A 20,156-nucleotide genomic window follows, 5' to 3' on the forward strand; every position below is an offset into this window, starting at 1 on the left:
TTCAAGTCTCCTAGTTGCTAGTTATCGCCCCGTTGGCGGGGTCTGTTGAATTCTTATCCTCGCTGCGATGGGTGCCAGAAGGTCACCGTTTTTTCGAGCAGAGCCACGAGCCCATAAAATGCCGTCCCGGCCAGCGCGGCCACGACGATCTCGGCCCAGACAAGGTCGATCGACAAACTGCCCACACCGGTCGAGATACGAAACCCCATACCGCGGGTCGGTGAGCCGAAATACTCGGCCACGATAGCACCAATTAACGCCAGCGTCGTCGCGATCTTGAGCCCGTTGAAAATGAACGGCATCGCCGCAGGCAAGCGTAGCTTCAGCAGCGTTTGCACATAGCTGGCCGCATAGGTTCGCATCAGGTCGCGCTGCATCGCGTCCGCCTCACGCAGGCCCTGAACAGTGTTCACCAGAATGGGAAAGAACACCATGACCACGACCACCGCGGCCTTGGATTGCCAGTCAAACCCGAACCAACTGACCAGAATGGGGGCAATGCCGACGATCGGCAATGCGGCCACGAAGTTGCCGATGGGCAGCAGCCCACGGGTCAGAAAGACAGAGCGGTCTATCAGGATTGCAGTCAGAAAGGCGGCGACACTGCCGATGGCAAAGCCGGTAAAGGCCCCCTTGAACACAGTCTGCTTAAAGTCCTGCCACAGAATATCGGTCGAGCTTGCAAAGGTTTGCGCCACCATCGAAGGCGGTGGCAGAATGACCGGAGAGACATTCAGCCCACGGACCACCCCTTCCCACAGGATCAGCAGCGTGACGCCAAACAGCACAGGCACAAAGACGCGCACGCCTTTCGAGTCACGGTAGATCGAACGCGCCAGCCAAGCATTCAGCGCCCAAGCACCCGCCCAGAAGATCAGCGCAAAAATCAGCCAGCTCATGCGCTCATCCCCATGCGCTTCAGGGTGATCCTCTGCAGAATATCCAGCAAGGTCACCAACAGACCCGCCAGGATGGCCGCCGCGAAAAGGGCCGCCCAAATCGCCAGAGGCGTACCAAACTGATCACCGATCAGGATGCGCGCGCCGAGGCCCGAAATCGCTCCGGTTGGAAGCTCACCCACAATGGTCCCGACCAAAGCCGCCGCGATTCCAACTTTGAGCGAGGTGAACAGATACGGCACCGAAGACGGCAGGCGTAGTTTCAGGAACGCCTGCAATCCGGTTGCGTTGTAAGTCCTGAGCAAGTCGAGCTGCGACACAGCGGGGGATCGCAACCCTTTGACCATGCCGACCAGAACCGGGAAATAGCACAAATAGGCCGAAATGATCGCCTTGGGAACGCCGCGTCCCTGTATCCCCAGTTGGGAACTCAGCACGATTATCATCGGGGCCAAGGCCACAATCGGAACCGTCTGGCTGATGATCGCCCATGGCATCAGGCTCATATCAACCACGCGGGAATACACGATCGCAACGGCAGCCAGAATGCCGACAGTCGTGCCAAGCACAAAGCCCCACAGCGTCGATTGCAAGGTGATCCAGCTATGATAGATCAACGACCGCTTCGACATCGCGCGACCTTTCATCGCCATCTCTCCGGTGGTTTTCCACAGCTCCTGCCCCACCTGAACCGGCGTCGGCAAACGTGGGCGATCCAACGCATACCCCAGCGCGATCTGCGAGGGGTTCTGCGCCATCAGAACCCAGACCGAGATCTGCTGACGATCTCGCGAGGCTTCGGGTGTCACGGTTTCCCCCGCCCGCTGTGCCTGATCCAGCGAGACGCGGATATTCATCGGCGCAACGGCCAGATACCAAAGCACAGCAATCGCACACAAAACCGCCATAACCGAGAGGAACTGCTTCATGCGCGCCACTCCATCCGGTAAACAGCGACGGTATCGGGCGGCACCGGAGGTTCCTCTGCGATGATCTCAAACCCCTCGCGTTGATAGAACCTTTGCGCACCCCGGTTCGGGATATGCGTAGTCAGCCACAGGAAATCACGCCCCTCCTTGGCCTTGTCAACAAAGCGCTTGCCAAGCCCCTGCCCGGTTCGGCGGCAGTACAGCGCTCCAATCTTATGCTCTTTTGGATCCACCGACATGTAACCCTCTACCGAATCTCCGACGACCCAGATATCGCGTGCATCGAAGGCTTCTTCGATCAGGGCCGTCAACTGTCCGACGGACAGTTCATCAGGCATCCATTCCGTCTGGCACAGCCAATCGTGCACGACTTTGGCACAGGCTGGCACCTCATGGCGCGCCGCACGCCTGATCTGGTATGAGGCCTCATCAGTCGTCATAGGAGTGCCCTGCCCGCAACCCATCCCGCACCCGATGCGCGACCTCGATGAACTCAGGCGTATCCCGAATGTCCAAGGGCCGCTCTTTCGGCAGAGGGCTGTCGATCACATCCGTAATCCGCCCGGGCCGTGGGCTCATCACCACGATCTTGGTGCTTAGATATACCGCTTCGGGGATCGAGTGCGTTACGAACCCAATGGTCTTTTCCGTGCGCGCCCATAGATCCAGAAGCTGTTCATTTAGGTGGTCGCGCACAATCTCATCCAGCGCACCAAAGGGTTCGTCCATCAACAGGATGTCCGCATCGAACGCAAGCGCCCGCGCGATACTGGCCCGCTGCTGCATCCCACCCGAAAGCTGCCACGGAAACTTGCCACCAAATCCCTTCAGATCAACAAGTTCCAGAACACTCTTCACCCGCTCGTCCTGTTCCGCAGCAGAATACCCCATGATCTCAAGCGGCAGTTTGATGTTCTTCGCAATCGTCCGCCACGGGTAAAGGCCCGCGGCCTGAAACACATACCCATACGCCCTGTTCCGACGCGCCTCATCCGGGGTCATGCCGTTGACGGTCAAGGACCCGCCGGTCGGATGCTCAAGCGCCGCGATACAGCGCAAGAAGGTGGTCTTGCCGCAGCCCGAAGGGCCAATGAAACTGACGAAATCACCCTTGTCGATTGTCAGATTTACGTCTTTCAGCGCGTGGACGGGCCCGTCATTCGTCTGAAACGTAAGATCGAGCTGGCTTGCCTCAACGACCGGCTGAGTAGTATTTTCTGTATTCATTCCATTGCCTTGAAGAAACCCGAACCCGGATCACCAAACGGTTGGATCAAAGACCTTAAACCCCCGTCGCCGGTATCCCCGTCCGCTCTACCGGTCTCGGAGCCGTCAGCTCCTTCCAGGTACTCAGCGCCTTGTTCACATGTGTATTCGCCTCACGTGCCACAAACGTCCCATGCCCTTCCTGAGTTCTGATCTCGCCATCATGCACCGCCACCGCGCCTCGGGTCAGAGTGAACCGGGGCAAACCGCGCACCTCTTTGCCCTCAAACACGTTGTAATCAATCGACGACTGCTGAGTATCCGCGCTGATCACCTTGGCCTTGTCCGGGTCCCAAACCACCAGATCCGCATCAGCACCGACCAGAACCGCCCCCTTTTTCGGATAACAATTCAATATCTTGGCGATATTCGTCGAAGTGACGGCCACGAACTCGTTCGGAGTCAACCGCCCGGTATTCACCCCATAGGTCCACAGCATCGGCATCCGATCCTCCAACCCTCCGGTGCCGTTCGGGATCTTGGTAAAATCGCCCACACCATAGCGTTTCTGCTCGGTCGTAAAGGCACAATGGTCCGTGGCGACCACACTCAGCGTCCCCGATTGCAGACCATTCCAAAGACTGTCCTGATGCTGCTTATTCCGGAACGGAGGGCTCATGACCCGCCGCGCCGCATGTTCCCAATCGTGGTGGAAATACTCACTCTCATCCAAGGTCAGGTGCTGGATCAGAGGTTCTCCCCAAACCCGCTTGCCCTGCATCTTGGCCCGCCGAATAGCCTCATGCGCCTCTTCGCAAGAGGTGTGCACCACATAGAGCGGCACACCCGCCATGTCGGCAATCATAATCGCGCGGTTGGTCGCCTCACCTTCAACCTGCGGCGGGCGCGAATAGGCATGCGCCTCGGGGCCCGTATTGCCCTCGGCCAACAGCTTGGCGCTCAACTCAGCCACTACATCGCCATTCTCGGCATGCACCATCGCGGTACCGCCCAACTCCGCCAGACGTTTGAACGATGCAAACAGCTCATCGTCATTCACCATCAGAGCGCCTTTATAGGCCATAAAATGTTTGAACGTGTTGATACCGCGCGTCTCGATGACGGTTTTGATGTCATCAAACACCTGCTCGCCCCACCAGGTTACGGCCATATGGAAGGAATAGTCACAATTCGCCCGTGTCGATTTGTTGTCCCAACGCTTCAACGCATCCAGCAGACTCTCACCCGGATTGGGCAGCGCAAAATCCACAACCATCGTGGTTCCACCCGCCAAAGCCGCGCGCGTCCCGCTTTCAAAATCGTCGCTGGAATAGGTCCCCATAAACGGCATCTCTAAATGCGTATGCGGATCAATCCCCCCCGGCATCACATAACAGCCGGTCGCATCCAGTTCCTTGTCACCCCGCAGGTCTGGGCCAATCTCGGTAATCACCCCACCCTCAACCTTCACATCCGCCTTATAGGTCAGATCAGCGGTCACAACGGTTCCGTTCTTGATCACAGTGCTCATCTTAAACTCCCTGATGCGGTCTGCGCCGCTTGCTTCATCTGGCCAAAAATATCCCGGGGGAGTCGCCCTTGGGCGACGGGGGCAGAGCCCCCTATTCCACGATCTCAGCCGTCTCAACGACCGCGTGAAACAGAACATCCGCACCGGCTGCAGCCCACTCCTTGCTGATCTCTTCAGCTTCATTGTGGCTCAATCCATCCACGCAAGGGCACATGACCATCGCCGTCGGCGCGACCCGGTTGATCCAGCAGGCATCATGCCCTGCGCCCGAGATGATATCCGTATGCGAATACCCCAACCTCTCGGCCGCATCGCGCACGGCGGCCACGCAGCCCTCATCGAATTTCACCGGATCAAAGCCGCCGACCTTCTCGAACTCGATCTGCAAACCCATCTCATTGACAATATCCTCCGCCGCAACCCGCAACCGGTTCTCCATATCAGTGATCACCTCCAACTCGGGCGAGCGGAAATCGACCGTAAACACAACCTTCCCCGGGATCACATTGCGCGAATTCGGATAGACATCGATATGCCCCGCGGCCCCAACCGCATGAGGCGCATGAGACCACGCAATCTCATCCACTTTCTCAAGAATACGCGCCATCGCCAGTCCGGCATTCTTGCGCATCGGCATCGGAGTGGAGCCGGTATGCGCATCCTTGCCGGTCACGGTGATTTGGGTCCAGCTCAACCCCTGACCATGGGTGACGACCCCAATATCTTTACCTTCAGCCTCAAGAATTGGCCCCTGTTCGATGTGCAACTCAAAGAAAGCGTACATCTTGCGCGCACCGACCTGTTCATCACCACGCCAGCCAATACGGTTCAGTTCATCTCCGAACGTCTTGCCTTCGGCATCCTCTCGCGCGTAAGCCCAGTCCTGAGTGTGCATTCCGGCGAACACACCTGATGACAACATCGCCGGGGCATATCGCGTCCCCTCTTCGTTGGTCCAATTCGTAGCCACGATAGGATGCTTGGTCTTGATGCCCAGATCATTGAGCGTGCGAATAATCTCCAACCCGCCAAGCACACCCAGCACGCCGTCATATTTACCGCCCGTAGGCTGGGTATCCAGATGCGAGCCCACATAAACCGGCAGGGCCTCGGGGTCCGTCCCCTCGCGATGGGCAAACATATTCCCCATCTGATCCAGACCCATGGTGCAGCCAGCGTCCTCGCACCATCGCTGAAAAAGCGCACGCCCCTCGGCATCTTCATCCGTCAGTGTTTGACGATTGTTGCCGCCCGCAACACCCGGGCCAATTTTGGCCATCTCCATAAGGCTGTCCCACAACCTGTCGCCATTAATCCTGAGGTTCTGCGCCGGAGCTGCCATCATTGTCTTCCCTGTCGCTTGCGATTTGGCTCGCTTTTGATGTCTTGATTTGACCATCTGGTCAAACTCACGCTATCACGGGTTCGATATCAGTCAAGAAATTGCAGTGCCCTGCCGGAATTTTCGACATATTCAGCACCCGACTGGCCGAAAAAGAGACATCAGGTGAACATGCCCAAAGACCGCGCCCCAACCCGGATCCAGCAGAAAAACCGCGCAGCTATTCTGGATGCCGCCCTGAACGTGTTCTCAGCCCATGGGTTTCGCGGCGCAACCGTCGACCAGATCGCGGCCGAGGCGGGCCTCAGCAAACCCAACCTGCTGTATTACTTCCCCTCGAAAGAGGCGATTCACACCGCCCTTCTGTCCGGCCTGCTCGAGGTCTGGCTGGCCCCGTTGCACACGCTTGATGAGACTGGCGACCCGCTCGAAGAGATCCTGTCCTATATCCGCCGCAAGCTTGAGATGAGCCGCGATCTGCCCCGCGAAAGCCGCCTGTTTGCCAATGAACTGGTTCAGGGCGCGCCGCGCATTCACGAGTCGCTGTCAACGGATCTGAAGAAACTGGTCGATGCAAAAACCGCGATCCTGACCGACTGGATGGATCAGGGAAAAATTGCGCGTGTTCATCCCTATCACCTGATCTTCTCGATCTGGGCGCTGACCCAGCACTACGCCGATTTCGACGTCCAGGTCCGCGCCATTCTGGGAGAGGAAGACCCCTTCGACGGTGCCGGATCCTTTGTCGAAACCCTCTACAGAAAACTGCTGACCCCTTAAGGGAGGATTAACCCTGTTGGGCAAAGCTCCCGGCATGATAACCCGCAGGCCAAACCCCGATCCTTGGATCACCCAACTTTTTGCATCCCGCGCTGCACGTTCAGGCGCAGTCGTGCGCCGCTCGGTAGCGTGGGTCGAGCGCGAAGTGGGCCACACGGCCTTTCAGAGCGAAGTCAAACGGCGCGGATACCACCTGATCCGCACCGCCAACCAATACATCGTCATCTGCCACAACGGCCCCATCGACATCCTGTTCTGAGAAAATTCGTCGAATTTTCTCACCCAAGATTTTTCGAAGAAAAATCTCCCTCTACTCAGCCGCCTTAGCCATCGGATTGTTCGGATGCGTTGTCCAATTCGCGTATTCGGGTTCAACGACCTTTCCAGTACGCGGATCAACCTCTCCGGCAGCCATCGGCACCATCGAGATACAGCCTTCGACCGGGCACACATCTACGCAGAGATTACAGGCCACGCATTCCTCGTCGATCACCTCGAACACCCGATCCGCCGACATCGAAATCGCCTGATGACTGGTGTCTTCACAGGCGGCATAGCAGCGGCCGCATTTGATGCACTGATCCTGATCGATCTTCGCCTTGGCGATGTAGTTCAGGTTCAGATACTGCCAGTCCGTCACGTTGGGCACCGCACGCCCGATCACCTCATCGATGCTGGTATAGCCCTTCTCATCCATCCATTCTGACAGGCCAGCGGTCAGTTCATCGATAATCTTGAACCCATAGGTCATAGCGGCGGTACAGACCTGAACGGTGCCGCAGCCCAACGAGATAAACTCAGCCGCATCTCGCCATGTCGTTACCCCTCCGATGCCAGAGATCGGCAGACCATGTGTCGCCTCGGCCCGCGCAATCTCGGACACCATCGACAGCGCAATCGGCTTCACCGCCGGACCACAATAACCGCCGTGACTTCCCTTGCCATCAATCGAGGGCTCGGGGCTGAACGTGTCCAGATTGACGCTGGTGATCGAGTTGATCGTGTTGATCAACGACACCGCATCCGCGCCACCGTTTCGCGCGGCCGCCGCCGGTTTGCGGATATCGGTGATATTCGGCGTCAGCTTTACGATCACCGGGCGGTCATAATACTGCTTGCACCACCGGGTGACCATTTCGATATATTCCGGGACCTGCCCAACGGCAGACCCCATGCCCCGCTCGCTCATCCCATGCGGACAGCCGAAATTCAGCTCGATCCCATCCGCGCCGGTCTCGGCCACGCGCGGGAGGATGGCTTTCCAAGCCTCTTCCTCACACGGCACCATGAGGGACGCAATCAGCGCCCGATCCGGGTAATCCGCCTTGACCCGCGCCATCTCTTCAAGGTTCACCTCAAGCGGACGGTCGGTAATCAACTCGATGTTGTTGAGGCCCAGTAACCGCCGGTCGGCCCCATAGATCGCCCCATAACGCGGCCCGTTCACGTTCACGACCGGAGGCCCCTCGGCCCCCAGCGTCTTCCACACAACACCGCCCCATCCGGCCTCAAAAGCGCGGCGCACGTTGTATTCCTTATCCGTCGGCGGCGCAGACGCCAGCCAGTACGGATTCGGGCTTGAGATTCCCAGAAAGTTTGTCGTCAAATCAGCCATTTATCCGGCCTCCCTGATGCAGATGTGCATCTTCATCTTTTCATAAATACTCATTGCGCCGCCCGACCATTACGCGCTCAGGCTGGCATGGATGTCCATCGCCGCATCACGCCCCTCGGCCACTGCAGTGACGGTCAGATCTTCACCCCCGGCGGCGCAATCTCCGCCAGCCCAGACACCGTCCATTGACGTGCGTCCGGCCCCGGTCACAGCGATTTTGTTGCCGTCCAGCGTCAGTCCTTCGGGCGCACCATCCAGCGTCTGACCAATGGCCTTCAAAACCTGATCCGCCGGCACCCGAACGGTCTCGCCCGTACCGGTCAGACGACCGTCCTCACTGGCAGTATACTCCAGCTCGATCTCTGCCACTGCCCCATTGCCATGAATGGCCAAGGGCTGCACGTTGCACAGGATGCGCACGCCGTGCGACGCCGCCAGATCCTGTTCATACCGGCTGGCCCCCATCGCGTCGCGGCCCCGGCGATAGGCGATGGTCACATGCTCGGCGCCAAGCAGCCTTGACTTCACCGCCGCGTCCACCGCCGTCATCCCGCCGCCGATCACGACGACGTTCCGGCCCACCGGAAGATCCGCCAGATCGCTGGCCTGACGCACATCCGAGATGAAATCGACCGCAGCCCGGACGCCATCCTTATCAACGCCGTCGGCGCGCAGCGCGTTCACACCCGCCAAGCCGATCGACAGAAACACCGCGTCATAGTTCTGCAGCAGACCGTCCAGCGAGATTGCCTCACCCAGAACCGAGCCGGTCTCGATGGCAATCCCACCGATCTTCAACAGCCAGTCCACCTCGGCCTGCGCAAAATCATTGGTCGATTTATAGGCCGCAATTCCGTATTCGTTCAGCCCGCCCGCCTTGGGCTTGCTTTCGTGGATCACCACATCATGCCCCAGCATCGCCAGGCGATGCGCACAGGCCAAACCGGCAGGCCCGGCCCCAACAACCGCAACCGTCTTGCCCGTCGCGGCAGCACGTTCAAACGGATGCGCGCCCGAGGCCATCACATCGTCGGTCGCGAAACGCTGCAGCCGTCCGATCTCGACCGGTTTACCTTCGGCGGCCTCGCGCACGCAGGCCTCTTCGCACAATGTCTCGGTCGGACAAACCCGCGCACACATGCCACCAAGGATATTCTGTTCCAGAATGGTCTGCCCCGCCGCCTTGGGCTGGCCCGCCTGTATTTGACGGATGAACAGCGGGATATCGATATCCGTCGGACAGGCCGTCACGCACGGGGCGTCATAGCAGAAATAGCAACGATCCGCAGCCACCGCAGCCTCATGCGGGGCCAGTGGCGGATGCAGATCGGTGAAATTCGAGGTCAGCTCATCGCTGGAAAGCCGCCCTGGGACGATCCCGGGTGCCATCTGGCCCTGTGCCATCACTCTACTCCCTGTAGATATGTTTGTTATGCGCTCCAGCTTGCCACAATCTGATTTTTTATCAATTGGTAAAATTTGCCAACTGGTCAAAAAATGAAAAATCCGGGCACCATGGCCCGGATTTCAATGCGAATTGCTTAGTTTCGCAGCACGAGCCGCGTCAGACCATCCCGGCGAGATGGCCGGATTTGATCCAAACCCGCGCCCCGCCTTCGCCCGCTACGGCGACCGAGCGGGTTCCCGGCGGCAGGCGTAGCCAGTCCCAAGTTGCGAACTCCTCGCCCGTTTCGGCAAAGCTGCCTTCGATCACAAACACCTCAAGCCCCTTGCTGGCGTCCAGCTCAACGCGCTCGCCTGCGGCCCAGCTTTGCACCTGAACATCCTCATGGGCGTCTTTGAACAAATCGATATTCCCCACACCGTTGACCGATCGGCGCACCTCGGTGCGGTCATCGGGATCGAATTGATGCAGCTTGACCAGAATCGTCGCGCCTTCGCTGGCCGAGGGCGTGTGTGACGAGGTCGGCGGATTGCGTACATAGCTCCCCACTGGGAAATCACCAGTCTCGTCCTGAAAGACGCCGTCCAGCACCAGATACTCTTCGCCGCCATCATGGGTATGGGCGGAAAAGGCGCTGCCGGGGGCAAACCGCACGATGGTCGTGGCGCGCGCCACCTCGGCCCCGATCCGATCCAGCATTTTGCGCTCGACCCCCGCTGCGGGAGAGGCGACCCAATCGGTATCGTTGAAATGAACGGCAACCCGCTGACTGAAATCTGCATTGACGCGCATCGACATCCTCCTGCGTTGCTGCCCTATAACATGGGACCGGGAAACCGGTTTTCAAACCAGTGGTGTTTGAGGTTTTGACGCCCCTCACAGCTTGTTGTACTTCCGGTTGAGGCAGATGCCGAATTCCGGCCCGATCAGAAAGCGCGACAAGATGCAGGCAAGCCCGGCTACATTCAACATCCTTATCATCGGGCAAAACAACCGGCTGCAATACGAAGCGCTTTTGTTCGCCGCCTCCCTGCGTCACAGCGCCCCCGGCTTTCAGGGTCGGCTGTTCGTGGGCGTCCCACAGCCCGGCCCGCTTTGGCCGCAGAATCCGGCCATTCAGGACGCCGAGGTCTTGCAGGCGCTGCAGCATCTCGGGGCCGAAATCCTGCCCTTTGAATCACACACCTTTGGCGCAAGCTATCCCCATGGCAACAAAATCGAAGCCCTGTTGGCGATGCCCGAAGGCGAGCCGTTTATCTTCTTCGACAGCGATACGCTGATCACCGGAGAGCTGACGGATGTCCCATTTGATTTTGACCGGCCCGGCGCATCGCTTCGCGTTGACGGGACATGGCCGAAACCTACGCTCTATGGTCCCGGCCATGATGGCATCTGGCGCGCGCTCTACGACCGGTTCGGGCTGGATTTCGAAAGTTCCCTCGACCTCAGCCAACCTGCGGGCCATTGGCGGCGTTATCTGTATTTCAACGCGGGGTATTTCTTCTACAAATGCCCCCGTCAGTTCGGCGAACGGTTTCTGGACTATGCCCGCACCATCCGGGACGAAGACATCCCCGAGCTGACAGGACAGAGCCTCGCCCCCTGGCTGGATCAGGTCGCCCTGCCGCTGGTCATCCACTCATTCGGCGGCGGACGCGATGCCCTGCCCGAGGGGCTGCTGGATGGCGCAGTCAGCTGCCATTACCGCCTGTTCCCGCTGCTCTATGCCCGGGAAAGCGACCATGTGGTCGAGGTACTGGAAACCGTGGTCGCGCCGAACAAGATCAAGAAAGTGCTCAAAGGCTATGACCCGCTGAAGAAACTGGTGATCCAGCGCAAAGGTAAAAAGATCCGGGCGCTGTTTGACCGGGACAACCTGCCCGCGCGCGAACAGGTCATTCGCAAGACGATCAAATCCGAGGGGCTTTGGTTGCGGTGACGCGGGCGTTGTACGTGGCGGATCAATGTCCTAGAGATTCATCAACACATATTCCAACAGGAGATTTCCAAGATGTCTGACGGCCCCACCTACGGTTTCGACACGCTGCAAATTCACGCCGGGGCCCGCCCCGACCCTGCGACGGGCGCGCGCCAGACGCCGATCTACCAGACCACAGCTTATGTGTTCCGCGACGCCGAACACGCCGCCGCGTTGTTCAACCTGCAGGAAGTGGGTTTCATCTATTCCCGCCTGACCAACCCGACGGTTGCCGTTCTGCAGGAACGTGTGGCGACGCTTGAGGGCGGCGTTGGCGCGGTCTGCTGTTCCTCGGGCCACGCGGCGCAGATCATGGCGCTGTTCCCGCTGATGGGACCGGGTTGCAACGTGGTGGCCTCGACCCGTCTGTATGGCGGCACGGTCACGCAGTTCAGCCAGACGATCAAGCGCTTTGGGTGGTCGGCCAAGTTTGTCGACACCGATGATCTGGACGCTGTAAAGGCGGCCATCGACGAAAACACCCGCGCGGTGTTCTGCGAAGCCATCGCCAACCCCGGCGGCTATGTCACTGATATTCGTGCCCTTGCCGACGTAGCCGATGAGGCGGGCATTCCGCTGATCGTCGATAATACCTCGGCCACGCCCTACCTTTGCCGCCCGATCGAACATGGCGCGACGCTGGTGGTGCATTCAACCACCAAGTACTTGACCGGCAATGGCACCGTCACCGGCGGATGCATCGTGGATTCGGGCAAGTTCGACTGGTCCGCGAATGACAAATTCCCCTCGCTCAGTGAACCGGAACCGGCCTATCACGGCTTGAAATTCCACGAGACGTTCGGCCCGCTGGCTTTCACCTTCCACGGCATCGCCATCGGTCTGCGCGATTTGGGTATGACGATGAACCCGCAGGCCGCGCATTATACGCTGATGGGGATCGAAACCCTGTCCCTGCGGATGGAGCGTCACGTAGAGAACGCCCAAAAGATCGCGGCATGGCTCGAAACGGATGACCGCGTCGACTACGTGACCTACGCGGGTCTGCCCTCGTCGCCCTATCACGACCGGGTCAAGGCGCATTACCCGCGCGGGGCTGGTGCGCTGTTCACCTTTGCGGTCAAGGGTGGCTATGACGCCTGCGTCAAGCTGGTCAACGCTTTGGAGATCTTCAGCCACGTTGCCAACCTCGGCGATGCGCGTTCGCTGATCATCCACTCGGCCTCGACCACGCACCGGCAGTTGACGCCCGAGCAGCAGGAAGCGGCGGGTGCTGGCCCCGGCGTGGTGCGCGTGTCCATCGGGATCGAAGATGCGGACGATCTGATCGCGGATCTCGATCAGGCCCTCGCCAAGGCCAGCGCCTGATCCGATGGCCGGGCACGACACCAACGATCTGGGTCAACCTATCGGCTTGCCGGTCACGGGCGCGTTCCCGCGCCCCACACCGCCTTATACGCCGATGGTTGGCCGGTTATGTTCAGTCGTACCCCTGGACGTAAACAGACATGCGCCCGGCCTGTACCGGGCGTTTGCCAACGACACGGACGGCCGCAACTGGACCTACCTACCCTATGGTCCGTTCGAGACCGAGGCCGAATTCATCGCTTGGGCGCAGGCCAATTGCATGGATGCCGATCCGATGTTTCACACCGTGCTAGACGCCGATGAAACGCCTGTCGGCATGGCCTCTTATCTGCGCGTCGAGCCGGCTGCTGGAGCCATTGAGGTCGGCCACATCCACTTTTCACCGCTTTTGCAGCGCAAGCTGCAATCGACCGAGGTGATGTCCCTGATGATGCAGCGTGTGTTCGATGAATTGGGCTATCGCCGCTATGAATGGAAATGCGATGCGTTAAACGCACCGTCGCGTCAGGCCGCCGAGCGGCTGGGCTTCACCTTCGAGGGCGTTTTCCGGCAGGCGACCCACTACAAGGGACGCAACCGCGACACGGCCTGGTATTCGATCCTAGACAACGAATGGCCGCGTATCCGGGATGCCTTTCAGGCATGGCTGTCGCCCGACAACTTCGATGAAACGGGCCAGCAGCGTCAGCCGCTGCAAGCCCGCGCCTGAGGTTACTCAGCGATCGCGAACTCCATCGCGATATTGACCGACACCGAGACCTCTCCACCAGCAACCGGAACGCCACCGGCATCTGACATCGCCATCTCGCGCATCTGAGCCACCGGACGCACGCCGCCGCCGTGGTCGTTGATCGAGATCACCGGCCCCAGCGTGATCCCAGCCGCCTGCGCCAGTTGTTCCGCCTTGGCCGTGGCATCTGCAACGGCCTTGGCCCGCGCTTCGGCCTCAAGCGGTTTGGGGTCCTGCACACTAAAGCTCAGGCCGCCGAAATCGTTGGCCCCGTCCTTGATCACCGCATCCATGATCTGACCCAGTCGATCCAGATCACGCACCCGGACCAAGACCCGGTTGGACGCCGTAAAGCCGGTGATCTCGGGCGGCTGGTTTCCGGAACTGTTTCGGCCCGACCAGACCGGGGACAGCGAAAGATCGCGGGTCTGCACATCGCGCGCCTCAAGCCCCATCTCATCCAGCCGCTTGAGAATTAGCGCCACCGCGTCCGAGGTCGCCTGCATCGCAACCGATGCCTGCGCATCCTGGTTCGTCACCCCCAATGTGATGGTCGCCATGTCAGGCGCAACAAGGCTGGTTCCGGTGCCGCTGACCGAGATGCGACGTTCTTCCGCATGGGCCGACATGGCCGCCACGGCTGCGGTCATTGCAGCCAGAAAAGCAAGTGTCTTCAAGGTGATCCCTCCCATTGACTTGACCTCAAGATGGGTGCTGCACGCGCCACACGGCAAGAGGGTAACGCGCGTTTTTCTTTCCCTCGGCGGGTTCCTGCTCTATTCTCGGACGGCAAACATACAAGCGTTTGCATTAAAGCTGACAATTATGGTTCATCCGGATTATGAAACCCGCCTTCGCGCTGTCATTTTCTGAAAACGGCATTTCCCTGCATCACCAGTCGGATGGCGATTGGTATTGTATCGGGACAGCCGCGCTGGATGCACCGGACCTTCATGAACAAATCCAGTCACTGCGCGAACAGGGATTCGCGCTGGAAAATGATCTGAGCTGCAAGCTGATCCTGCCCTCCGATCAGGTACGGCTGCTGACCGCCAACACAGGTGATCTGAATGCTGATGAGGCTGCTCAGAAGGTCGAATACACACTCGCCACAGCCACGCCCTATGACCTGGCCGAACTGGCATACGCAACCGAACCGGGCGATGGCGAAACCCGCATCGCGGCGGTCGCCCGGCAGACGCTGCACGAGGCCAGCGCATTCGCGATCGACCACGGCTTTGTGCCCGAGGCCTTCTGGCTTAGCGCAACCGGTAGTGATCGATTGGATGAACCTTTCTTTGAGCTGCCCCTTACGCCGGATGAACCAGCCGCGATCGTGCGCCCTGCCACAGTGCCAGAGGATCCACCGGACGATATTCCGGTGCACCCGATCGCCGAAGCGCCTCGGGCGCCTGCATTCGAACCAGCCTCTGCCGCCGCGCCTGCCCCTGTGCGATCCGGGCTTGAGCCGAAACGCTTTGTTGTCCCGGCAATCGCCGCCTCGGTGGTGATCGGCATGCTGCTTGGGATCTGGTCTTTCAACAGCTCGGATTCGGGCGACGTTGAACTGGCCCAGCCGGTTGAACCAGAGGTGCAGCCAGAACCAGAAACCGCACTGCCAGACCCCGAGCCCGCCGACACCGCGCTTGCAAACCTTCCACCCGCGCCGGAACCGGTAGAGGATCAACCCGCACTGACGGCAACGGACGCCGCGATCCTAGAAGCGTTGAAGGTCGAGCCGGAAGTTGTTGAAGATCTTGCCGAACCTCTGGCTGACTCAGCGTCGTTTCATCCGTTCACGGGCACCGCACCGGTCGATCCTTCGGATTTGGACGCGCCACCCGCCCCGGTGTTGGACGATCTGTATCTGACTTCGGTTGATCGGGCGAACCTTTCGACAGATATCGTCGCCTTGCCGCCGCATGCCAGCCTGGAAACTGATGAACCCTTCGCACCGCTTGCTCTGCCCGGACAGGCGGGCCAGCGGTTCGAACTCGACGCGCGAGGCCTCGTGGCTCCAAGCGCCGATGGCACGCTGAACCCGGCAGGTGTGATGGTGTATCTCGGCCGCCCCTCATCCGTTCCCCCCGAGCCGCCGACCCGATTTGAAACCGAGCCGGTGGTTGTCGAAAACGTTGATGAGAGGCTTGCAACCTTCCGCCCGCGCCCGCGGCCCGAGAATCTGGTGGATCAGTTCGAGAGGCAACAACTCGGCGGACGGTCGCGGCAAGAGCTTGCCTCCGTCCGGCCCCGGCTGCGCCCCGAGGCGTTGCAGGTCGAACCCGTTGTGGATGAAACCCCTACTGCATTGGCAGTCGTACGTGTTCCCCGCCCCAAAACACGCCCTTCCGCCATCGCCGCGCGTGTCGCGGAGCCTTCGGCCTCTGGCAGCGCGTCGCTGGGTTCAACGGCAAATGTGACCAGTAATGCCGAAGAGCCTGGTTCTTTCCAGGCCAAAGCAGTGCAACCCAAAATCCCCTCAAGCGCCTCGGTTGCGCGACAGGCCACCATCGACAACGCGATCAACCTGCGCAAGTTGAACCTGATCGGCGTGTATGGCACACCTGCCAATCGTCGCGCGCTGGTGCGGTTGCCAAGCGGACGTTACAAAAAACTAAAAGTCGGGGACCGCATCGACGGAGGCAACGTCGTTGCCATTGGCGATAGTGAACTGCGCTATCAAAAGCGCGGCAAGAACGTCACCCTCAAATTGCCGCGCGGATAAAAGCAAAGCGCCGTATCGGGCAGATACGGCGCTTTGAAGTTTTGGTCATTCCACCGGTCAGGCTGCCGAGATTTCACCCGATTCAATCTGCTCACGCTCGATGGATTCGAACAGGGCTTTGAAATTGCCTTCGCCAAACCCATCATCGCCCTTGCGCTGGATGAACTCGAAGAAGATCGGACCGATTACGGTTTTCGAGAAAATCTGCAGCAGAATCTTGGTCTCACCCGCATCAACAACGCCTTCACCGTCGATCAGGATGCCGTGCTTCATCATGCGTTCCTTAGGCTCGTCATGGCCCGTGACGCGGTCATAGGACATATCATAGTAGGCCTCGTTCGGGCCGGGCATGAACTTCAGGCCCTTCTCGGCAATCGCGTCGGTCGAGCTGTAGATGTCATCGCTGCCTACGGCGATGTGCTGGATACCTTCGCCTTTGTATTTCTTCAGGTACGACACGATCTGCCCGGTCTCGCCCCGGTCTTCGTTGATCGGAATACGGATGCGACCACAAGGCGAGGTCAGCGCACGGCTGTAGAGCCCGGTAAACTTGCCCTGAATGTCGAAGAACCGGATTTCACGGAAGTTGAACAGGTCGCCGTAGAACTTGAACCACTTGTCCATGTTACCTTTGAACACGTTATGGGTCAGGTGATCGAGGTAATAGAACCCGTCGCCGCGCGGTTTGGACTGCTTGAGCCACTCGAACTCTTCATTATACGGCGAGGTGTCATAATACTGATCGACAAAATAGATCAGCGAGCCGCCGATACCCTTGATTGCAGGCACATCCAGGGTCTTGTCGGCCCCGTCATAGGGCTCGGCCCCTTTGGAAATCGCGTGCTCATAGGCCTTCTGCGCGTCCACCACGCGCCAACCCATCGAAGGGGCGCAGGGGCCATGCTCGGCCACAAATTTGGCGGCAAAGCTGTCAGGATCGGCATTCAGGATATATGTCACATCGCCCTGCTGCCACAGCTCGACCGTGGGAGAGTTGCGGTGATAGCCGACATAGTCGAACCCCATACGCGCAAACAGATCGCGCAGCTCCTGCGGCTCGGGATGGGCGAATTCGACAAATTCAAAGCCGTCGGTCCCGGCGGGATTCTCATCGCTGATGACAGATTTCGGGGCATTGTGCGGGAAAGGACCCATGGCGCGTCTCCTCGGAAAACAGGAATTTCTTTGCTGATTCAAAAATACGCCTTAACGTGCGCTGTTTCTGCGCGTTGTTTTCGTGTAACCTGAGTTGAAACGCGGACTATCCGCACAGATTGAGCGAAAAACGGAGAATCGCCGCATATGCTGGACGCGACCGACACGCGATTGTTGTCAGCTTTGCAGAAGGATGCACACCTGACGGCGCATCAGCTGGGCGAGATGCTGAACCTGTCCGCCAGCCAAGCAGGTCGCCGCCGACAGCGGCTTGAGGCTGAGGGGTACATCACCGGATACACCGCCCGGCTGGACCCCCTGAAACTGGGCCTGCAGGTCCAGGGCTTCATCCAGGTGCATCTGGGCACCCACGGCCCCGACCAATCCGCCAGTTTTGCCCGTATGGTGAACACCCGCCCCGAGATCAGCAGCGCCTGGACGATGACCGGAGAGGCAGATTACCTTCTTCACGTTTATTGTGACGACCTTTCAGCACTCAACAGCTTGCTTCACGAAGTGATCCTGCCGCATCCTGCAGTGGCACGGGTGCAAAGCCAGATCGTGATGGACCAATTGAAACGCGACGCGCCGCTCCCGACCTGAGCGGATTTAAGAGGGCAAAATGAACGAGTTCCTTTATCAGGCATCAATTTATCTGGCAGCCGCAGTCATCGCCGTGCCCCTGTCAGCCCGACTGGGGTTGGGATCGGTGCTGGGTTATCTGGCCGCAGGCATCGCGATCGGCCCCGTTCTCGGGCTGGTTGGCGCGGAAACAGAAAGCCTGCAGCACGTGGCTGAATTCGGCGTGGTGATGATGCTGTTTCTCATCGGGCTCGAACTTGAACCCCGCGCCCTGTGGGACATGCGCGACAAGCTTTTGGGCCTTGGCGGGCTGCAGGTTGGCCTGTCGACTGCCGCCATCGCGGCGGTGGCGTTTTATACCGGGCAGCCGTGGTCAGTGGCGCTGGCAGTTGGTTTGACGTTGTCTTTGTCCTCAACGGCGATCGTGTTGCAGACATTGTCCGAAAAAGGACTGATGCAAACGAACGGAGGGCGCGCAACCTTCTCGGTTCTGTTGACACAGGACATTGCGGTGATCCCGATCCTTGCCTTCCTGCCCTTGCTGGCTCTCCCTGCAAGCATTCATATCGAGGATGACGGCTCGATCCAGCGGGCCCATGACGCAGCCCATGGCGCGGATCATCATGCCACGCTGTCGCTGGTCGAGGGGCTGCCCGGATGGGCCGTCACGCTGGTCACGATCGGGGCGGTCGCGTTCGTGGTGCTGGCCGGCATATATCTGACCCGACCCCTGTTCCGTTTCATCCACGCCACTCGCCTGCGCGAGATGTATACCGCGCTGGCGCTGATGATCGTGGTCGGTATCTCGTTCCTGATGACGCTGGTGGGGCTGTCCCCCGCCCTCGGCGCATTTCTCGCGGGCGTGGTTCTGGCCAGCTCGGAATTTCGGCATGAAATGGAAAGCGATCTTGAGCCCTTCAAGGGCCTGCTGCTTGGCCTGTTCTTCATCACGGTGGGTGCGGGGATCGATGTGGGCTACTTCTTCGCCGACCCGTTTGACCTGATCGGGCTGGCGCTGCTGGTCATTCTGGCCAAGGGGATCATCCTCTTCCTCGTCGGCCGCGCCTTCAAACTGCGCGGGCGCGATCACTGGCTGTTTACGCTGGGGCTGGCGCAGGCAGGTGAGTTCGGATTTGTCCTGTTGGCATTCTCGACACAGCAAAACGTCATCCCTCCGGCCCTGTCGCAGAAACTGCTTATGATCATCGCGCTCACCATGCTGATCACGCCGCTGCTGTTCATCCTCTACGACGTGCTCTCGCGCTATATCGGAGATCATAAACCGCAGGTCGAGCCCGACATGATCGACGAAAAAGGCCCCGTCATCATCGCCGGGATCGGCCGCTTTGGGCAGATCGTCAACCGGCTGGTGCAGGCCAGCGGGTTTAAAACGGTGGTTCTGGACCACGATATCGAGACCATCCAGCTGATGCGCCGCTTCGGGGTCAAGGGGTTCCTCGGCGATCCCACCCGTCCCGAACTGCTGCGCGCCGCCGGGATCGAAAAAGCCTCGGTTCTGGTTGCAGCCATGGATGACTACAAACAGGTCACCCGACTGGTCGGCTATGCCCGCCGCCAACGCCCCGACCTGCACATCATCGCCCGCGCCCGCGACCGCACCCATGTCTACGAGCTGTATCAGGCCGGAGCCAATGACATCGTCCGCGAAATGTTCGACGGGTCCCTGCGCGCCGGCCGCTATGTTCTGGAAAACATCGGCCTCAGCGAATACGAGGCCGCGCAAGCCGAACAAACCTTCTATCACCACGACCGGACATCGGTCCGGGAACTGGCCGAACTGTGGATACCCGGCATGCCCACCGCCGAGAACAAGAAATACATCGAACGCGCACAGCAGCTTGAGAAAGACCTGGAAACGGCCCTGTTGGAACTGGCCGAGGAACACGCAAAGAAATCGGCCTGACCCTACAAAACCGATCCCGCCAGCTTCAT

At 59.6% G+C, this 20,156-nt stretch carries 19 protein-coding genes; 8 read left to right on the forward strand and 11 right to left on the reverse strand.

Features of this window, described 5'->3' with window-relative positions; all coding sequences use genetic code 11:
* Positions 1-53 precede the first annotated feature (53 nt).
* The 6 genes from ACR0KM_RS10575 to ACR0KM_RS10600 all read right to left on the reverse strand — a co-directional run bounded on the left by ACR0KM_RS10575 (position 54) and on the right by ACR0KM_RS10600 (position 5,907).
* The gene (locus ACR0KM_RS10575) at positions 54-899 is read right to left on the reverse strand and encodes an ABC transporter permease (protein ID WP_480859636.1); all 846 of its coding nucleotides are present in this window, start codon (positions 897-899) and stop codon (positions 54-56) included.
* On the reverse strand, positions 896-1,828 hold the full coding sequence (locus tag ACR0KM_RS10580; protein WP_480859638.1) for an ABC transporter permease: 933 nt from the start codon (positions 1,826-1,828) through the stop codon (positions 896-898). Before ACR0KM_RS10580 ends, ACR0KM_RS10575 begins: the two co-directional genes overlap by 4 nt.
* A complete protein-coding gene (locus ACR0KM_RS10585; protein WP_480821712.1) occupies positions 1,825-2,268 on the reverse strand; it encodes an N-acetyltransferase family protein in 444 nt (147 codons plus the stop codon). The genes ACR0KM_RS10580 and ACR0KM_RS10585 overlap by 4 nt, the downstream gene beginning before the upstream one ends.
* Positions 2,258-3,055: an ABC transporter ATP-binding protein gene (locus ACR0KM_RS10590; protein ID WP_480859639.1), complete on the reverse strand. Its 798-nt coding sequence runs from the start codon at positions 3,053-3,055 to the stop codon at positions 2,258-2,260. Before ACR0KM_RS10590 ends, ACR0KM_RS10585 begins: the two co-directional genes overlap by 11 nt.
* Positions 3,056-3,110: 55 nt before the next feature.
* Positions 3,111-4,565 carry a dihydropyrimidinase gene (gene hydA, locus ACR0KM_RS10595; RefSeq protein WP_480859641.1) on the reverse strand — a complete coding sequence of 485 codons (1,455 nt, stop codon included), beginning with the start codon at positions 4,563-4,565 and terminating at the stop codon, positions 3,111-3,113.
* Positions 4,566-4,656: 91 nt separating this feature from the next.
* The gene (locus ACR0KM_RS10600) at positions 4,657-5,907 is read right to left on the reverse strand and encodes a Zn-dependent hydrolase (protein ID WP_480859827.1); all 1,251 of its coding nucleotides are present in this window, start codon (positions 5,905-5,907) and stop codon (positions 4,657-4,659) included.
* 171 nt (positions 5,908-6,078) lie between these two features.
* Between ACR0KM_RS10600 and ACR0KM_RS10605 the strand changes: the two genes are divergently transcribed.
* Both ACR0KM_RS10605 and ACR0KM_RS10610 read left to right on the forward strand, forming a co-directional pair.
* A complete protein-coding gene (locus ACR0KM_RS10605) occupies positions 6,079-6,687 on the forward strand; it encodes a TetR family transcriptional regulator C-terminal domain-containing protein (RefSeq protein ID WP_480822409.1) in 609 nt (202 codons plus the stop codon).
* Positions 6,688-6,703: 16 nt separating this feature from the next.
* Entirely contained in the window at positions 6,704-6,946 is a 243-nt protein-coding gene (locus ACR0KM_RS10610) for an N-(5'-phosphoribosyl)anthranilate isomerase (protein ID WP_480865487.1), read from the forward strand.
* Positions 6,947-6,997: 51 nt separating this feature from the next.
* Here the strand turns inward: ACR0KM_RS10610 and preA are convergent, their stop codons facing one another.
* The 3 genes from preA to ACR0KM_RS10625 form a co-directional block, all read right to left on the reverse strand.
* On the reverse strand, positions 6,998-8,302 hold the full coding sequence (preA, locus tag ACR0KM_RS10615) for an NAD-dependent dihydropyrimidine dehydrogenase subunit PreA (protein ID WP_480821702.1): 1,305 nt from the start codon (positions 8,300-8,302) through the stop codon (positions 6,998-7,000).
* Between the two features lie 69 nt (positions 8,303-8,371).
* Positions 8,372-9,706: an NAD(P)-dependent oxidoreductase gene (locus ACR0KM_RS10620; RefSeq protein ID WP_480859643.1), complete on the reverse strand. Its 1,335-nt coding sequence runs from the start codon at positions 9,704-9,706 to the stop codon at positions 8,372-8,374.
* A gap of 160 nt (positions 9,707-9,866) precedes the next feature.
* Positions 9,867-10,499, reverse strand: coding sequence for a cupin domain-containing protein (locus tag ACR0KM_RS10625; RefSeq protein ID WP_480859645.1), 633 nt, complete (start codon positions 10,497-10,499; stop codon positions 9,867-9,869).
* Positions 10,500-10,650: 151 nt separating this feature from the next.
* On the opposite strand from ACR0KM_RS10625, the gene ACR0KM_RS10630 reads away from it, so the two are divergent.
* From ACR0KM_RS10630 to ACR0KM_RS10640, 3 genes are all read left to right on the forward strand, one after another.
* The gene (locus ACR0KM_RS10630; RefSeq protein WP_480859829.1) at positions 10,651-11,646 is read left to right on the forward strand and encodes a hypothetical protein; all 996 of its coding nucleotides are present in this window, start codon (positions 10,651-10,653) and stop codon (positions 11,644-11,646) included.
* A gap of 72 nt (positions 11,647-11,718) precedes the next feature.
* Positions 11,719-13,011 (forward strand): O-acetylhomoserine aminocarboxypropyltransferase/cysteine synthase family protein, encoded by a 1,293-nt coding sequence (locus tag ACR0KM_RS10635; RefSeq protein WP_480859647.1) that lies wholly within the window; start codon positions 11,719-11,721, stop codon positions 13,009-13,011.
* Between the two features lie 4 nt (positions 13,012-13,015).
* Entirely contained in the window at positions 13,016-13,720 is a 705-nt protein-coding gene (locus tag ACR0KM_RS10640) for a GNAT family N-acetyltransferase (RefSeq protein ID WP_480859649.1), read from the forward strand.
* Between the two features lie 2 nt (positions 13,721-13,722).
* Here ACR0KM_RS10640 and ACR0KM_RS10645 read toward each other — a convergent pair whose 3' ends face one another.
* The gene (locus tag ACR0KM_RS10645; RefSeq protein ID WP_480859651.1) at positions 13,723-14,418 is read right to left on the reverse strand and encodes an SIMPL domain-containing protein; all 696 of its coding nucleotides are present in this window, start codon (positions 14,416-14,418) and stop codon (positions 13,723-13,725) included.
* A gap of 164 nt (positions 14,419-14,582) precedes the next feature.
* On the opposite strand from ACR0KM_RS10645, the gene ACR0KM_RS10650 reads away from it, so the two are divergent.
* Entirely contained in the window at positions 14,583-16,466 is a 1,884-nt protein-coding gene (locus ACR0KM_RS10650) for a hypothetical protein (RefSeq protein ID WP_480859654.1), read from the forward strand.
* A 57-nt stretch (positions 16,467-16,523) separates the two neighbouring features.
* Here ACR0KM_RS10650 and hppD read toward each other — a convergent pair whose 3' ends face one another.
* A complete protein-coding gene (hppD, locus tag ACR0KM_RS10655) occupies positions 16,524-17,621 on the reverse strand; it encodes a 4-hydroxyphenylpyruvate dioxygenase (RefSeq protein WP_480859658.1) in 1,098 nt (365 codons plus the stop codon).
* Between the two features lie 147 nt (positions 17,622-17,768).
* On the opposite strand from hppD, the gene ACR0KM_RS10660 reads away from it, so the two are divergent.
* Entirely contained in the window at positions 17,769-18,224 is a 456-nt protein-coding gene (locus tag ACR0KM_RS10660; RefSeq protein ID WP_170669588.1) for an Lrp/AsnC family transcriptional regulator, read from the forward strand.
* A gap of 19 nt (positions 18,225-18,243) precedes the next feature.
* Positions 18,244-20,127, forward strand: a complete 1,884-nt coding sequence (locus ACR0KM_RS10665; protein WP_480821684.1) for a monovalent cation:proton antiporter-2 (CPA2) family protein — start codon at positions 18,244-18,246, stop codon at positions 20,125-20,127.
* The last annotated feature ends 29 nt before the right edge of the window (positions 20,128-20,156 follow it).

Source organism: Ruegeria sp. G10 (assembly GCF_056533645.1).

Bases quoted from the DNA above. Each gene is read 5' to 3' on its own strand.
- ACR0KM_RS10575 (WP_480859636.1), bottom strand. From the start codon at position 899: ATGAGCTGGCTGATTTTTGCGCTGATCTTCTGGGCGGGTGCTTGGGCG.
- ACR0KM_RS10580 (WP_480859638.1), bottom strand. From the start codon at position 1,828: ATGAAGCAGTTCCTCTCGGTTATGGCGGTTTTGTGTGCGATTGCTGTG.
- ACR0KM_RS10585 (WP_480821712.1), bottom strand. From the start codon at position 2,268: ATGACGACTGATGAGGCCTCATACCAGATCAGGCGTGCGGCGCGCCAT.
- ACR0KM_RS10590 (WP_480859639.1), bottom strand. From the start codon at position 3,055: ATGAATACAGAAAATACTACTCAGCCGGTCGTTGAGGCAAGCCAGCTC.
- hydA (WP_480859641.1), bottom strand. From the start codon at position 4,565: ATGAGCACTGTGATCAAGAACGGAACCGTTGTGACCGCTGATCTGACC.
- ACR0KM_RS10600 (WP_480859827.1), bottom strand. From the start codon at position 5,907: ATGGCAGCTCCGGCGCAGAACCTCAGGATTAATGGCGACAGGTTGTGG.
- ACR0KM_RS10605 (WP_480822409.1), top strand. From the start codon at position 6,079: ATGCCCAAAGACCGCGCCCCAACCCGGATCCAGCAGAAAAACCGCGCA.
- preA (WP_480821702.1), bottom strand. From the start codon at position 8,302: ATGGCTGATTTGACGACAAACTTTCTGGGAATCTCAAGCCCGAATCCG.
- ACR0KM_RS10620 (WP_480859643.1), bottom strand. From the start codon at position 9,706: ATGGCACAGGGCCAGATGGCACCCGGGATCGTCCCAGGGCGGCTTTCC.
- ACR0KM_RS10625 (WP_480859645.1), bottom strand. From the start codon at position 10,499: ATGCGCGTCAATGCAGATTTCAGTCAGCGGGTTGCCGTTCATTTCAAC.
- ACR0KM_RS10630 (WP_480859829.1), top strand. From the start codon at position 10,651: ATGCAGGCAAGCCCGGCTACATTCAACATCCTTATCATCGGGCAAAAC.
- ACR0KM_RS10635 (WP_480859647.1), top strand. From the start codon at position 11,719: ATGTCTGACGGCCCCACCTACGGTTTCGACACGCTGCAAATTCACGCC.
- ACR0KM_RS10640 (WP_480859649.1), top strand. From the start codon at position 13,016: ATGGCCGGGCACGACACCAACGATCTGGGTCAACCTATCGGCTTGCCG.
- ACR0KM_RS10650 (WP_480859654.1), top strand. From the start codon at position 14,583: ATGAAACCCGCCTTCGCGCTGTCATTTTCTGAAAACGGCATTTCCCTG.
- hppD (WP_480859658.1), bottom strand. From the start codon at position 17,621: ATGGGTCCTTTCCCGCACAATGCCCCGAAATCTGTCATCAGCGATGAG.
- ACR0KM_RS10660 (WP_170669588.1), top strand. From the start codon at position 17,769: ATGCTGGACGCGACCGACACGCGATTGTTGTCAGCTTTGCAGAAGGAT.
- ACR0KM_RS10665 (WP_480821684.1), top strand. From the start codon at position 18,244: ATGAACGAGTTCCTTTATCAGGCATCAATTTATCTGGCAGCCGCAGTC.